The sequence below is a fragment of the Pseudomonadota bacterium genome (genome assembly GCA_010028905.1).
GTDB lineage: Bacteria > Vulcanimicrobiota > Xenobia > RGZZ01 > RGZZ01 > RGZZ01.
In genome coordinates, this window is the sequence record RGZZ01000754.1 from 1 (window position 1) to 1,621 (window position 1,621).

2 protein-coding genes are annotated in these 1,621 nt (G+C 65.2%); both read left to right on the forward strand.

The genetic code is table 11. From position 1 onward, the window contains the following. Positions 1-324 precede the first annotated feature (324 nt). Positions 325-1,221: an XRE family transcriptional regulator gene (locus tag EB084_24995; protein ID NDD31521.1), complete on the forward strand. Its 897-nt coding sequence runs from the start codon at positions 325-327 to the stop codon at positions 1,219-1,221. Then, positions 1,133-1,567, forward strand: a complete 435-nt coding sequence (locus tag EB084_25000) for a tetratricopeptide repeat protein (protein NDD31522.1) — start codon at positions 1,133-1,135, stop codon at positions 1,565-1,567. Before EB084_24995 ends, EB084_25000 begins: the two co-directional genes overlap by 89 nt. Positions 1,568-1,621: the final 54 nt, after the last annotated feature.

A 1,621-nucleotide genomic window follows, 5' to 3' on the forward strand; every position in this document is an offset into this window, starting at 1 on the left:
AGGTACCCCCGTAACCCCGGTGCAGGCGAGGATTCTCAAGTGGCTGCTATGAGCCCGCGGCCCTGATGCCGTCGCAGCAGCGGCCATTGTTACCAGCGTCGAGGGTGCAGATGCCTGCCGCTGGTTTCACGGGCCGCGCCGTCGCCGCTGTGGCAGCCTGAGTGACCCCCGCGGCAAGCATCGAGGTGACCAGCGCGATCAGAATTGAGCGATTTTTCAACGTCATCTACGCCTCCTTGGCGGTCCATCGCGATTCTGCGAGGCATATGAATGTTGGGCAAAACCTTACTGATTGTTACGCTGGTTAAGTCTTAGGCTTGCGGCGTGTCAGACGTTGATGTCGGTTCAACAATCAAGCGGTTGCGGCAAGCCGCAGGCATCACTCAGGCCGCACTCGCCGAGGGGCTTGTCAGCGCCGCCTACATCTCCCTGATTGAGAGCGGCCGGAGAGTCCCTTCCGGGGAACTGCTCGATGCCCTGCTCGAGCGGCTCGGCGCCGGGCGAGGACAGGACGCACAGGACCGTGACCTGCTGCTGAAAGTGGTGGCAGCCACGGAAGTCGGCGACATCGCTAGCGCGAGCGCCCTGGTTGCGGCCGACCCCGATGCCTCAGCAACGCCCCTGCGCCGACTTGCGCGCGCCCTGGTAGACCAGCGAACGCGCTTCTACCAGCGGGCTCAGGAAGAGTTCCTTGAACTCGCGGACATATTCGAGCACGGAACTGAGGAGCATCTTCGCGCGGTTCGCGGAGCCTGCGCCTGCGCGCGCTACACGGGCTGGCTCGAGCGCGCGATCTCGACGGCCGAACACGCCTTGCGCCTGCCCACACCGCGCAGCAACCCGGTGCTGGACGACCTGCGCGTCACCATTCGCGGGTCCACCGCGACTCTGCTTGCTCTGCGCGGCGACTACGCGGCGTCACTGGCCATGTGCCGCGGGACGATCGAGCAGGCAACCACACCGTGGGCGCGGGCGAGCGCCCTCTGGGTGCAATCGATGACATATGAGAGCCAGGGCGAGGACGAACTGGCAGTGATGTCCGCGCGCGAGGCACTAGCGCACGCGCGGGCAGGCAACCTCCCCATCGCCCAGGCCGAGATAGCCAACGCCGCTGCCTGGCTCGAGCTGCGGCTTGGTGGAGGATGTCCTGCAGCGGGCCGGCGCCATCGACAGCGTCGCTGCTGTCCGCGCCACCCTGGCGGAGCTGCGCGCGCGTACTGAAAGCATATTTGTCGCCTTGGAGGACTTTGAGGCGGCTATCGCGATGATGTCCCCCAATCAGCATGTGATGAGAGCCCACAACCTCTGCATCATGGGTGCTCTGTTGCGGGATGCGGGCGATGCCGAGACGGCTGTTGCCATGTTGAACCGGGCGCTGGCAGAACTGCAGAACACGGAGAACTGGGCCGAGACCTCCCGCGCATGGCGTGAGCTGAGCGTCGCCTATGAGCAGTTGGGGCTTGTCGAGCCGGCGCTGGAGTGTATGAAGCGGGCCGCTCAACTCGTCGGCCTTCGACCCATCTCCACAACTAGCCAGACAGTGGAATCCACGGCACCGACCGGCTGAGCCCGATTTGCGATTGTTGCCGCTTGCTTCCCGCGGGATGCCCGCGGTGATGCG